Origin of the sequence: uncultured Clostridium sp., from assembly GCF_900547735.1 — a bacterium.
GTDB lineage: Bacteria > Bacillota > Clostridia > Lachnospirales > Lachnospiraceae > Otoolea.
The window spans coordinates 23,573-36,693 of record NZ_URHZ01000018.1; the positions used below are offsets into that span (position 1 = coordinate 23,573).

A 13,121-nucleotide genomic window follows, 5' to 3' on the forward strand; every position below is an offset into this window, starting at 1 on the left:
GGCAGACATGTCTTCTGCCTGCTACTCCAGCCTGTATATGTATGTCATTTTATCCGGATCCGGACTGTCTTCGGTCAGTATTGTGTGGATATCCACTATCATATCCCCCAGCCCCATGGTTTCCTGGAACATGTTTTTCTCCGTACACCATACATGCCCTTCTTTCACGGCCTTGAAGTCCGCCAGAAGTCCGCTTTTTGCAAGAAGCTCATTGACGGATTTAAGCTCACCGTCAATGGTGCTGTTGTAGATAATATAGTCCGCCTCTTTCGCGGCGGCATAAAACGCCTCCATCTGCATGTTCATTGTGGACAGTGCGTTTTGCTCCGTCTTGATATTCTGAGGGACATAGGTTCCCCCCGCCATATCTATCATACGTGCCACATAGTCCCCCGGTTTACGCACATTCACATATCCGTTGGAGCTGATATAGAAAAATGCCACTGTTTTCCCCGTATTCTTCTGTTCCAGCACACCGTCCAGATGCTCCATCTGTTCGTTGAAACGCGCCTCCGCCAGTTCCTCTTTTCCCAGGAGCGCCCCATAAAGCTTCATCCACTCCATTCTTCCAAGCGGATGGCTCTCATAGCTGGAACGTTCCACCAGAACGGGGATTCCCAGTTTTTCAAGCTGTTCTTTCACCTCGGGAGAATGGTTAATCATCGTGGACTCTACCGCCAGATCACATGATTTGGAAAGAATCAGCTCATAATCCGGCGTGCGGTATTTGCCCGCATAAAACATTTTTCCTTCTTCCAGCGCCTCGCGCGCCTCCCCGATATACCAGCCGGAGGCATCCAGAGCGGAAAGTGTTATCCGATCGACGGCATCCAGGCTGCGAAACAAATCCATTGCCGAAGTGGCTGCCAGATAAATGTTTTCAAGCGGCTGTCTAATCACCGTCACGTCATCCGGAAGAACGGCCGGAGGCTCACCATGTTCCGGTACGACGAGAAAACGGCCGCTGTTCCGGATTGAAATCAGAATGAGTCCACCCTCATAATAGTCCACGGAAAACTGATCCGCATAGAGAAGCTCCATGCTGTGATCGAACTTCAGATTGTTTAAGCATTCCGCCTGAAAACCGGCCTGTTCCGCGGCAGACTGCCCCCGGGCCGTTCCGGACACTGTGCCGCCCGGTGAAGAGCAGCCGCAGGCAAAGCATAAAAGCGCCCCCATTACAAACATGGATAAATATTTTTTCATTCTCATTATTCAGCCTTTTTCAGTGTGGAGGAATCAAAGGTCAGCGTATATTCAATCTCGTGAGGCTCGCTCATGGCAATCGTGTCTGCAATGACCGCTATTTTCCAGTCAAAACCTCCGACGGGAATTTCAAAAGCAGAATTTCCTTCTTTGTTTATCAGCTCATATTTCACGCCGTCCACCTTCATGTAATCGTAGTTGGAACTGCCCCAGACAACCGTTGCAAAGGCCTTTCCATTTTCCACACGGACAGCAGCCGGTGATTCCACCGACGCCCTGCCGGAGCCTCCGTCCAGGGTAACGCCGGCCGTATAATTTCCGTCTGAAAGCTCAAGGCTCTCCACGGTCGTAATCTTCCCGTCTGCAAACGCATCGGCCGGAAGGGAATCGGCACGGAATACCAGGACACGGTCATACCATTTTTCCTTCCTTTTACTGAATGCGCTTAAGTCAATCCCCATATCCAGGGCCTCAACCGGAACTTCAAATGTGTTGGTTCCATCCGCAAGCTCCTTGTACGGAATATAGTCTTCCTCGGATGCCTTTACGGCCTCCTCTCCCGTTCCCAGATAAACTTCCGCGTATCCGGTGCCGCTCATGGACATCACCGCGTTCATCGCGCCCTCTTTTACCGTAAGCTCACATTCCTCAATCCGGAACATGCTGGAACTGGAATCCACCTTTACAGAGTAAACACCATCCTTTACTTCGCTGCCGTAAACGGGCTTCATCCCGGCCTGCACAACGTCTATCTGACTGCCGGTCTCCTGATCCGAGGCCAGTCTGTCATCTCCCTGTTCCGACTCTGCGCCGGATTCTCCCAGTGTCTCCCCGCCGGAGCTTTTACTTTCATCCGCACCGGATTCCACCGTCTCTGATACCGTCTTTCCCGCATCTGCCGCCGGTGTTTTGGAACCGCACCCTGCCGTCAGGAGGCACAGGGCCAGGAGCGCCGCCGGCCACCCTTTTCTCTGAAATCTCATCTGTCTTCCACCTTTAAAAGGGCGATCAGTAAAATATCCCGACCGCCCATTTTTCTTCCTGATTTATTTCTCTTATTCCAGTTTCCGTTATTACTTTTTCAGGCTGTCCACTGCGGCCTTTGCATGCTCTACAAAGAGCTGCTGGATCGGTTCCATCTCACCGAGTCCGCGGACAAGACAGGTCACTTCATAACCTGCGCCCTCAAACGCCGTCTTCCAGGAACCTTCCTCATCTCCTGCCATATCGTTGTTGGCGTGATCGCCTGCAACTATCATAAGCGGCTCTAAAACCACCTTTTTGTATTCACCCTTCTTTACTGATGCAAGGACATCGTCCAGACTTGGTGTTGCCTCTACAGTGCCTACAAAGTAATTCTTATATCCTGCTTCCGTCAGCATATCCTGCATCTTCGCATATACCTGGTTGGAATCCGCTTCCGTGCCGTGACCCATGAAACAGATTGCGGTTTCTCCGTCATCATACTCAGCGGTCGCCTCTGTAATAGCTTTGATAACAGCTTTGAAATCATCATCGGAAGTGAGTAACGGTTCTCCGATTGCGACTTTCTCAAATGAATCGGAATACTCTGCCACCTCGTTGACAAGATCATTATATTCCAGGCCGTTCATCAGATGGGTAGGCTGAATCACAAGGTTTTTAACTCCGTTATCCACCGCACGGTCGAGCGCTTCACCCACATTGTCGATGGCAATGTTATCGCGTGATTTAACATGGTCGATGATAATCTGGCTTGTAAAACCTCTTCTTACCGAATAGTCCGGAAATGCCTTCTCCATTGCGTTCTCGATGGCTCCTACGGTGAGGCGTCTGCTGTCATTGTAGCTTGTACCAAAACTGACTACCATAAGTTCGTTCTCACCAATCTCATCCTGATTTCTGACATTATCCAATGATGCGTCCCCCGTATTGTAATTCTCTTCGTCCTCTTCTTCTGCGGCTTCCGTTTCCGGTTCCTCTGCTGTTGTCTCCGGAGCGGCTGTCTCCTCCGCCGTAGCTGCCGTCACGTCTGCGGCTGTTTCCTTCTGTCCGCTTGCACAGCCTGTCGCCACTGCGGCCGACAAAGCTGCAAATGCAAATAATGCCACCAGTTTTTTGATCTTCATGTTCCTTTTCCTCCTTTTTTCTCTAAACAAAATATCGGTATACAGAAGGTATAGGAATATGCCATCAATCTCTGATGGAATCTCAAACCGGCGGCCCATACGCACAATTGCGCGGCACTAAATCACCCTGCATCATAAAAACATGCAAGGTTTCCACACCGCAGGATGCATTTTCCCCGGTGCAAAAGATCTTTTCCCGTCTGAGTCAGAGATTTGCGGCCTGAAAACCGTAAATCGGCACAACCAATTACTCGTGATTTGGAAGTTTATTCCTGTACCAACATCCGGCAGGTTTCCTGACTTGTACATCAGCACACGCAATCGCCTTCCCAATCCGGACCGGATCAGTGGCCATACATAACGCAGATTGCGCGCTCCTTACTCACAGTGACGAGATCGCACAGGTTTTTCACCTGTTTCCCTATTACCCGCTCTCCGTAAAACACGGACAACGGCACCGGATGTTCTTAACTCGATATGTTTTATATCCTACCACCGAATTCCTAAAAATGCAATATGCTTAAGGGGGATGATTGAGAAAGGAGAACGCCGCCGGGATGGCCGGGGCGGAATGGTAAGGAAGGTAGTGAGTCTTCAGTCCCGGGCTAAGTTTCGTCGCAGGTGGGGAATCCGGGTAGAAAAAGTTCCTGCGGGAAACGCTCTCGCTCTTTGGAATCTTTTTGATTACTGTTCACTCCGTGCCCAGCAATACGCTACGCGATGCACAGAAACGGTAAAAACACCGTTTCGCGCCGCAATCCTCGGGTTTTCTGTGACTTACGCTACGCTGCACTCACAGAAAACGCCTCGCGGAATACAACCTGTTCACAAAAATATTTTTCCCCTTACCCACAGGCAGGTTATGACCGGGATTGAAGACGCCGAGGTGATCGCGTTCCATTCCGGCTCGGACTGCGGCAGCTGATTTGTTCTGTTCCTTCAAGTGGAGAGGGGAATTGTCGCAGCCACTATGTTGTTCGAAAAAACGAGGGGGTTCTACATGTTTTTGGCGAGTTCCGTAAGAATCTTCCTCCTCTTCATGACCATCCGGCCTGGGCGGATGAGTCATTTATATGTCTCGGACTCTATCTTAGAGGAGGACTTAGCGTTCGGCTAAACAATTAAGTCCGCCGTTCTGCCGTACAGACTCCGATATGACGAATAAATCCGGTCATAAAGCAGGACGTTTTCCGGAATCGGTTTGTATGTCTCTTTCTTCATCGACACAAACCGTGCGGCGGCTTCCTCCAGGCCGGTAAACAGGCCCGTGGACACACCGGCCAGAAGACAGGCGCCGAGACAGGCCTGCTCCGTTACACTGCTGACAAAAATCTCTTTCCCCAATATGTCTGCCTGAATCTGCAGCCACACGGGACTTGATGCCCCGCCTCCGGAGGATATGATCCGGTCGCAGCGTTTTCCCGTCTGTTCCAGAATTTCCATGCAGTCACGCAGCGCAAAGGTTACGCCTTCCATAACGGACCGCGCCATATGTTTTCCCGTGTGGGCCAGATGGAGGCCGAAAAACATCCCTCTGGCATGGGTATCCATATGCGGAGTCCGCTCCCCTGTCAGATAAGGCAGGAAAATCAGGCCCTCGCTTCCCGCGGGAACCTCCCCTGCCATCGTGTTCAGCATGTCGAAGCCTCCCACTTTCAAAATGTTGTCTTTCAGCCATTTGAGGGACATCCCGGCGTTCAGGACCGCTCCGTATATGGTATAACCTCCGTTCACGCCGTGGCAGAAAGTCTGGGTCCGGAACGACGGGTCGTAAACCGGATTTTTGGAAAAAGCAGATACCTGTCCCCCGGTTCCGATATTACAGATAAAGGTACCCTCTTTAAACACTCCGTTTCCTATGCTTTGGGCCTGTTGATCTCCCAGGCCGAAGATGACCTGCACCGACTCACTGAGTCCCGTCTGCGCGGCACATTCGCGGCTTATCCGTCCCTGTACCGCCCCCGACTCGCTGCACTTCGGGAAAATTTCTTCCGGCAGGCCGCACAGGCCGAGAAGTTCCCAGGCCCAATCTCGTTTTACGATATCAAACATCAGCGAAGCCGATGCATCTGTGGCCTCCGCACCAAATAGGCCGGTCATCTTATAACGGATATAGTCTTTCGGCTGCATGACTTTGTAAATTCTGTCAAAACATTCCGGTTCGTGCTTTTTCACCCAGCAAAGCGACGGCAGTGCAAATCCGGGAAAGATTCTGTTGCGCAGGCTGTCCGTTCGGATCCGCTCCGGGATCCGTTCTGCAAGTTCCAGACACTCTTCCCCCGAACGCTGATCCTGCCACAGTATGGCAGGCCGAATCGGACGGCCGTTTCTGTCTGTCATCACAAGACCGTGCATCTGCCCCGAAAATCCCACGGCAGCGACCGCTTCAAAATCCCTGCCGTGCTTCTCCCTGAGGCGGGATAGACAGGCCAGCACAGCCTCCCACCACAAATCCGGCTCCTGTTCCGAGTACCCGATCTGAGGTATGGAAACATCGTACTTCTCGCTTTCCACTCCTATGACGCCCGTCTTTTCATCCAGCAGCATGGCTTTCGTTCCCGATGTCCCGATATCAATTCCCAGTATGCATGCCATTTTTTTATTCCTCCCTGCGTGTCAGACATATCTGCTCATCTTCTTCACATATCTTTCGTATCCCGCTGTTTTCAATCAGCCAGGCCTCTCCATGCAGGGTTGTCCCTCCCTCTGAGACGGTTATATAGCTCCCGTCCACCAGGGCGTAAAAACGGCGCCCCACGCTGTCCGGATATGTAATGTCCTCCATTACCCGCATTCCGTCCAGAACCGTATCCCTGACGTCCTGGTAATGCGGCAGTATCATAAGATCCGTCAGGCCGAGTCCGCTTAAAAAACGGCTGTATTCCGGATCGGATGCCTCTCCCTCCAGTTCCGGCTGGGCATAGACCACCTCGGCGCTGTTCATGCTTCCTGCGCTGATGCCTATCACAATCCCGTCAAACCCGCACAGCTTCTCCCTGAGCCCAATCTCCCTGAAAAAACGGTTCTCCGTCGGTACATGGCCTCCTGAGAGCACTATCACATCATAACCGCCAATCTCCTCCCGGGATAAGCCGCTCCTGCGGTCACACAGGTCACAGCAGACGCATAAAAGACCGCTGAGAGAAAGAGATTCCCTGAAAACATCCCTGACCAGTTCATTCATTTCCGTGTCATCCGGATCGCTGCTGATCATGAGGCATCTGCTGTTACTTCTCCAATACTTTTTCAGTTCATCGACGAAACCATTTCTCCTGTCAAATCCGCACGGAACCGCCTTGTCTTCCTCCCTGCGCCATCCGCCGGGACTGCTTGTTAAAAATGATATCATATTCTTTCTGTGAACCCCCTTTTCCTGTTTTTTACCCTTACCGGATTAATTTTTATCTCTTTCCCCGTATTTCTTCATCCTTATATCTTCTTTATTTCTTTATCTTTATTTCTTCATCCTTATTTCTTCATCTTTATTTCTTATCATCTTACGCTTTCCCGCCCTGCTTCTTTATCGTCCTATCCTCTTATCATCTTAGTCCTTTACCGCCTTACACCTTATCCTTACATAGTCCGAATACCACGTTCCTTCACGGTACAGCTTTTCCCTCAGCCGTTCCACCGCATCACCGATGATTTCACTTCTCACCGCCTTGTCCACTCCGTCAAAGGGAGTCTTTATAAACATATCAATCCAGTCATACAGGCCGTTGTCCCCCTTCAGTTCGGTGGGTCTGTCAAATAGTACAGCATAGACTACTTTAAAACCGCTTTCTTCAAGCAGGGAAGCATATTCCCCGATGGTGGGAAAATAGAAGGGCATTTTGTATATAAGGCCCCTGTCCGTAAACGCCTGCCTGAGCGCCTCGTGAATCAGGACATTATTTCCGCTTCCTCCAAATTCGAAGACGAACTGTCCCTTATCTTTCAGCGACCGGTATACACAGCGCAGCACATCCGCCTGTTTCTCTTTGGCAATCCAGTGAAGCACCGCGTTGGAAAAGACGATATCCACCTTTTCGGGCAGTGTGAAATCTGCCGCATCACCCTGGTAAAAAGCAAGCTCCGGATAAGTTTCCCCGGCCATTTTAAGCAGTTCAGGGGAGGCATCCAGGCCGCATGCCTTTAACCCCAGTCCGGACAGTCTGTTTGTAAGAGCTCCGTTTCCGCATCCTAAATCCAGCACGGATGTCCTGTCCTCCATATCGATCAGTTTAATGACGTCATTGCCATATTCGTGCACAAATGAAAAGTCCTGTGTATATTTGTCCGCATTCCATTTGAGAGCCATAATTTTACCTCCTGACGGCCGGAATTTTCTTTATTTGGCCGTTTGGTTTCATTATACAGGATTCGTTTTGATAAAACTAATCATTATTATAAATATATTTATCGAGATTTTTGCACATTCTAACCGTGAGGTGAATCGAAATGGCAGAATGTTTATCAGAACTCTTACGAAAAAGCAGCAGCACAAGGCGGTATTTTGTTTCTCTTCCGGTGTGGCTCCAGCTTCTCCTGCATGAGGAACACGATTCCATCAGGACGGCGTCACAGCTTCATATCACAGCAGGTATCTTGCTGGGCCGGGAGCGGGTAAGCCGTTCATGGAATGCCGGGAATGTCTGACGGAGCGCCGGCCAGGAATTCCGGCCGGAACTATTGATTAAGAATATCGTTTAGAAATACGGTTCAGGAATATTGTTTGAAAATGTCTGATAGGAATCATTCAATTCGTAAATGAATGATATCCGGGATGGGAATCTCCCCAGAATAGGGTTGGAGCCAGGCGTTTAAGCCCGGCTCCTTGAAAGAATATAAGATAGACCTGGAAAAGTCTACCTTATATAAACGTTTTGGATTTAGTTTTGTGACAGGTTTTTACAACTTTTTTCAAAATAATTTAAAACTTAGTTTATTTCCTCTTTTACTTCTTCTTTTGTTTCCAAATTCCGCTGTTGTTTTGCCGCCACGGGTGTTCATTTATTGATATTGATCTGTATTAAAGCTTTGCCCTTCTGTGTTCTTCTCCGGGGACTGAATTGAGTGATATCATATATCTCGCCATATTTTTTACTCAGCTCGGATAATTCGCTCTTTACACTCTCCAGATCTTCGCTGTCCATATGTTCGTCTATGGTTTCCATCTGCGTTCTGAGCGTCGGATCGATGTAAATGTACAACTGATAGTAATTCACCTTATACTCTTTTTTATTTTCCGGTGTATTGTCTGAGATGCATTTTCCAATGCTCCCGGCATACTGTTCGTACAGATACAGGCTGCGGCAGTTTTTCTCTCTGGAACCGTTTGTCTTTATAAGTACATATACCGCGATTAATATGGCGGCGATGGCGGCTATCACACTGATTACTTCTGAATCTAAAAACATGTTATGTATGTTCTCCCTTCCCATTTTCCCCTATCATATCACAAAATACGACAGAAGGAAACCTTCGTGAAAATCCCGAGTTCTGCGGCGGGAAATGGCGTTCATTGCCCACTAATTCTCCCGATAGACACGGTAACAGGACTTTCCTTCATTTTTAGCCTGATAGAGAGCCTGATCGCTGCGCTGCAGCAGCAGGTCGATATCCATCCCGGGATCGTCACTCCTGGCAATTCCGATGCTGGCTGATAAACTGCCGATCTCTTCCTTCCCGCTGAAATCGTCCCGAATCTTTTTAATGAGCTGTTCCGCCTCCTGCTCCAATTGTGAGATGCTGCATTCCCCCAGCCGAACCATCAGGAATTCATCCCCGCCCAGCCTGGCCACAAAATCATCCGGGAAGAATTCAATAAGAATCTTTGCGGTGCACATCAGTACCGCATCCCCCACCTTATGGCCCCGCGTATCGTTGACTTCTTTAAAACGGTCGAGATCAATGTACATCAGGCTGACCGTCTTATTATCCCGGTTATTGTGGATATACTGATAGAAACACCGCCTGTTGTAAAGCCCGGTCAGGAAATCCGTATTAGAGCTGTGACGAATCTGCCGCTCCAAATCACGTTCCACCGTTACATCACGGAAGATGCACAGTTTTCCGGCCACATTATGAAACACATCGTAGATGGAACTTTCATGGATTTCCAGCACTTTCCCGGAACCGTCCTCCAGGCATACCTTTGCCTCCACATAACCTTCGCTGTTAATCGAATGCCTTTCTTCAAATGCGTGTGCCGTCCACTCATTATAGTCACGGCCAATGACCGACTGTCTGTCCGTATGGAAATATTCCTCAAACTTCATATTGGCATTAATAATCTCCCCGCAGTTATTCCATAAAAGAATCGCATAGGGCATGCTCTGGAGAAGAATTTCCATCTCTGCACTCATGTTGACAAGATCCGTAACATCGTGGCCGATTCCCACGGTTCCCAGGACTGTTTTCCCGTCCCGGTCCAGAATCGGAGTCTTATAGGTGCGAAGCTGGCGCAGTCCCCTGGAGCACTTTACCGCTTCGGTAAACTGCAGCGTATGAAGCGCCCTGATGACCGCATCTTCGGATTCCCTGCAGGATGCTTCTCCGTTCTCCAGGTCATCCGGGGACACTCCCCAGATATAGCAGTGATCGCGTCCCGTCACATCCTCCCTTGCTTTCCCGACAACCGAGCAGAAGGCCTTATTGACCTTTACATGGGTTCCTTTAAGGGATTTAAACCACAGCATGTCCGGGATACTGTCGATGGCCGTATCCAGATAGGTCTGTGTCATATATAAATCATAGCGCAGCTTGAGCTGCTTCATGATGCGCGCCAGTCTGATTCCGACCCGTTCCCCGTTCAGAGGAAGCTCCCAGAATTCATCTGCGGCCTCCAAATCCCGGGACGAAAAATGATCGATCTCTTCATGCCAGGCGCAGTAAACAAGCACCGCCCCCTCCTTACACATCGTACGTATCTTTGAAGGCGTCGTTTCTCCTTCCAGATTCCAGATCACCACATCACTTTGCTTCAGTAATTCAGGCTCCGGCCCAGCCTCCGCAGCAATTTTATGGGTAAAATGCTCCAGAGGCTCAAGCCGGCCGAGCACAGTTTCAATCATTGGATTCCTGCCAAATAACGTGATTTGACTTTCGCATTGGTACATGTGACCCCTCCCCGCATACCGCGGCGCGCCTACAGATACAGACGTTCAAATTCCGATGCGCTGACAGGTCTGCCGAACAGAAAGCCCTGTATGTAATCAGGCGATGCCTGTCTCACAACCTCCAGCTCCGTTTCCGTTTCCACACCTTCCACACAGACGAGTGCGGAGATGCTGTGTGCAAGTTTGATAATATACTCCAAAAAGATATATTCGTAGCTGCCATCCTCAATGCCTTTTATAAAACTGCGGTCTATTTTCAGCACATTGGCAGGCAATCCTTTTAAATGGCTTAATGAAGAATAGCCTGTTCCGAAATCATCGATTGCAATTCCGAATCCCATTGCCTGAAGGCCTCTGAATTCCTGGTTTATAATATGTAAGTTGGGCACCCAGCAGCTTTCCGTCAATTCCAGGATAAAGCGTTCGGCCTCCAGTCCTTCCTTGGACTTTTCCCTCAGATAAGCCAGCAGATCATTTTCTTTTAACTGGATATACGAGACATTGACACTCATCAGAAATCCCGGGAATTTACTCTTCCACGCTTTGCGCTGTCTGATGCTCTCCTCCAGCACCCATTTCCCCACCTGGGTAATGGAACGGCTCTCCTCCAGAAGAGGAATAAATTCCACCGGGGAAACCTCCCCGTGTTCCGGCGAATGCCAGCGGAGCAGTGCCTCTGCGCCCACTACCTTTCCCGTCTTTGCTTCCACCTGGGGCTGGTAATATACTTCAAACTCCCTGCATCCGTTTTTCACACAGGAATGCAGGCTTTCCTGAAGCTCCATAATCCTCATTTTCCGTTTATATATGTCCTCAGAAAAGAGAGCGAGCTGGTTTTTTCCATTCATCTTGGCTATCTCAACCGCATTCTCCGCATTCCTGAACAGCTTCTGATAGGTCACACCGTCTTTTGGATAGAAACAGGCACCGGCCGAAACGGATACCGGAAGCTGCTGCCCGTCCACAGTGAAATGGTTGCCTATAAAAATCTGAATATTTTCATAGATGCCCCTGATATGCTCCTCCGTACCGCCCTGCATAAAGAAGACAAACTCATCTCCGTCCAGCCGGTACAGCGGACAGCCTTCGGGCAGAAGGGAAGATATCAGCGTGGAAATAATATTGAGGACACGGTCGCCAAAGGCGTAGCCGTGCTTCTCATTGATATTTCTAAAATTGTCAATGTCCAGTACAACAACGATTCCCTGAGCCGGTTTCCCCTGATTGAAAAGCTGTTCCAGATCTTTTTCAAACTGGCTCCTGTTTCTCAGGCCGGTGACATTGTCGAATTTGTTCTGCCTCCCTATATTGGAAATTCGTCCAATCATGAACAGAGGCCTGTTCTGCTTGTCCTTTTTCACCGTTCCCCTGCATGAAACCCAGATGATGCGGCCGGATTTATTGCGGACCCGGTATTCCATGTCATGGTAATCCCTGCCGCCCCTTTGGATCCGTTCCATATCCTCAAGCCACACGGGAAGATCTTCAGGAACCATAATCCTGGACCATTCAGCTACGACGTCTGTCTCAATCAGACGGTCAATGTCTAAATCTTCAAATGCATTTTCCGATATATAAAAAGTTCCGTTTTTAATATCCCACAGGAATAAATAATCATCCGTGGTCTCGGAAAGCAGATCCATAATCGTATTTGCTGTAAACATCTCTTGCTTTATCATGTCCGGCATGTCATCCTCCGTACAGGCAGTCTGTTAATTTCTCTTATTTCATCAATATTATAAACAGATACCCGTAATTTTCTTCCTACCAAATCCGTTTCATCTCAGAACCGGTAAAAAAAGTCTATTTCTGGTAATATATAGATCTACTATAGCAAAAAGACAGGCGTGTTTCAATCATTTATCAAAAAGAAATTTTACTTCGGGGCACTGAATTTCCTCTGTTTTCTATCACCCGTCAGACCACACACGGCAAAATTTGATGCATTAGAGACTGCCCTTCTGTTCTTTTCACAAAACGCCTTCATATTATTTCAACCATTTATTTGTGTGAATATTCTGCTTACACTGTCTTTTGTCTATATCTTTATGTCTTGTATCATCTAAATATTTATGCATTTTTTTTGCATATACCATATTCTGACACTACACGTTTTCTGATTGCTCCTGCGTCCCGGTTATCCTTTGCATTCTGTTTATCTCCTCTCCCTGACTAAGCCGCATTATAGAGAAACAGGGCCAGGAAGAAAACAGTTCCCGTCACCGGAGCGATTATTTCAATCGCCGTCCTGACTTTCCCCGTATCCTTCAATACCAGCAGTAAAATCCGGTACGCCGCCACTCCGATGAAACCGCCCAGTCCGTTCAGAATCACATCGTCAATATCCGTTGCTCCAACCTGGAAGAGATACTGCAGCGCTTCGGCCGCTGTGCTGATTAAGATAATCCACAGAACATTGGTATATACCCTTTTATCGCGGTTAAACAGCGTAAGATATCCGCCCAGGGGGACGAACAGCACAATATTTCCAAGCAGATTGCTGAGCGCAAAACTCCGCCTCAGGACTTCGTCCGATAAATATTCGGCTATGGAGCGGAACGGCACGAGACTGACGGAACGGAATGACTGTTTTTTCATAAAGAGCAGCGCAAACAGAACCAGCAGATAGAATGCAAAAACAGAATAAAGTAATAAATCATGAAAAATCCGACAGTTTGTCTTCTCGCGTTTATCCATACTATTTTTT

The 13,121-nt window shown here is 48.8% G+C and carries 11 protein-coding genes and 1 riboswitch; of the genes, 1 reads left to right on the forward strand and 10 read right to left on the reverse strand.

From position 1 onward, the window contains the following. Positions 1-21: 21 nt before the first annotated feature. The 6 genes from QZT18_RS07870 to QZT18_RS07895 all read right to left on the reverse strand — a co-directional run bounded on the left by QZT18_RS07870 (position 22) and on the right by QZT18_RS07895 (position 7,614). Positions 22-1,206 (reverse strand): ABC transporter substrate-binding protein, encoded by a 1,185-nt coding sequence (locus tag QZT18_RS07870; RefSeq protein ID WP_366925818.1) that lies wholly within the window; start codon positions 1,204-1,206, stop codon positions 22-24. Between the two features lie 5 nt (positions 1,207-1,211). After that, positions 1,212-2,189, reverse strand: coding sequence for a hypothetical protein (locus QZT18_RS07875; RefSeq protein ID WP_366925819.1), 978 nt, complete (start codon positions 2,187-2,189; stop codon positions 1,212-1,214). A gap of 90 nt (positions 2,190-2,279) precedes the next feature. Then, positions 2,280-3,314, reverse strand: coding sequence for a sirohydrochlorin cobaltochelatase (locus tag QZT18_RS07880; RefSeq protein WP_294146317.1), 1,035 nt, complete (start codon positions 3,312-3,314; stop codon positions 2,280-2,282). Between the two features lie 268 nt (positions 3,315-3,582). Then, positions 3,583-3,791: riboswitch (cobalamin riboswitch) on the reverse strand. 636 nt (positions 3,792-4,427) lie between these two features. Further along, a complete protein-coding gene (xylB, locus tag QZT18_RS07885) occupies positions 4,428-5,909 on the reverse strand; it encodes a xylulokinase (RefSeq protein ID WP_294146319.1) in 1,482 nt (493 codons plus the stop codon). A 4-nt stretch (positions 5,910-5,913) separates the two neighbouring features. Next, complete coding sequence (locus QZT18_RS07890; RefSeq protein WP_294146323.1) at positions 5,914-6,663, reverse strand: Type 1 glutamine amidotransferase-like domain-containing protein; 750 nt, start codon at positions 6,661-6,663, stop codon at positions 5,914-5,916. A 195-nt stretch (positions 6,664-6,858) separates the two neighbouring features. Continuing rightward, positions 6,859-7,614 carry a class I SAM-dependent methyltransferase gene (locus QZT18_RS07895; protein ID WP_294146325.1) on the reverse strand — a complete coding sequence of 252 codons (756 nt, stop codon included), beginning with the start codon at positions 7,612-7,614 and terminating at the stop codon, positions 6,859-6,861. 140 nt (positions 7,615-7,754) lie between these two features. Here QZT18_RS07895 and QZT18_RS07900 point away from each other — a divergent pair, with 140 nt between their 5' ends. Next, entirely contained in the window at positions 7,755-7,952 is a 198-nt protein-coding gene (locus QZT18_RS07900; protein WP_294146327.1) for a hypothetical protein, read from the forward strand. A gap of 350 nt (positions 7,953-8,302) precedes the next feature. On the opposite strand, the gene QZT18_RS07905 is transcribed toward QZT18_RS07900, so the two are convergent. From QZT18_RS07905 to QZT18_RS07920, 4 genes are all read right to left on the reverse strand, one after another. Beyond that, a complete protein-coding gene (locus QZT18_RS07905; protein ID WP_294146329.1) occupies positions 8,303-8,713 on the reverse strand; it encodes a hypothetical protein in 411 nt (136 codons plus the stop codon). Positions 8,714-8,824: 111 nt separating this feature from the next. Further along, entirely contained in the window at positions 8,825-10,369 is a 1,545-nt protein-coding gene (locus QZT18_RS07910) for a diguanylate cyclase domain-containing protein (RefSeq protein ID WP_294146331.1), read from the reverse strand. A gap of 74 nt (positions 10,370-10,443) precedes the next feature. Then, positions 10,444-12,102 (reverse strand): bifunctional diguanylate cyclase/phosphodiesterase, encoded by a 1,659-nt coding sequence (locus QZT18_RS07915; protein WP_294146333.1) that lies wholly within the window; start codon positions 12,100-12,102, stop codon positions 10,444-10,446. A 484-nt stretch (positions 12,103-12,586) separates the two neighbouring features. Further along, positions 12,587-13,111: a VanZ family protein gene (locus QZT18_RS07920; protein WP_294146335.1), complete on the reverse strand. Its 525-nt coding sequence runs from the start codon at positions 13,109-13,111 to the stop codon at positions 12,587-12,589. Positions 13,112-13,121: the final 10 nt, after the last annotated feature.